At 50.2% G+C, this 245-nt stretch carries 1 riboswitch.

The window, feature by feature from the left end:
- Positions 1–52: 52 nt before the first annotated feature.
- Positions 53–152, reverse strand: a riboswitch (TPP riboswitch).
- Positions 153–245: the final 93 nt, after the last annotated feature.

Raw genomic sequence — 245 nt, forward strand, 5'->3', positions numbered from 1 at the left:
GGGGCAGACATTTTTTTAACACTTTGCACCTCAAAAAAGAGTGGCAAAGGACTTGAGAAGGAGCCTCAAATCCCTTCGCCGGCGTTATCCGGATCAGGTTCGACGGGTATTTTCTCAGCGCACGCGTACGCGTGGCACCCCGTTGAGAACGGCGTTAGTGTAGTGATTTTGTTATCAACCAGCAATCATGGATCCGGTGGCGCAAACCACGCTGATTTAAAATCGAACCAGCCGAGGGTATTCAT

It is taken from the genome of Alkalicoccobacillus porphyridii (assembly GCF_007293315.1).
GTDB lineage: Bacteria > Bacillota > Bacilli > Bacillales > Bacillaceae_D > Alkalicoccobacillus > Alkalicoccobacillus porphyridii.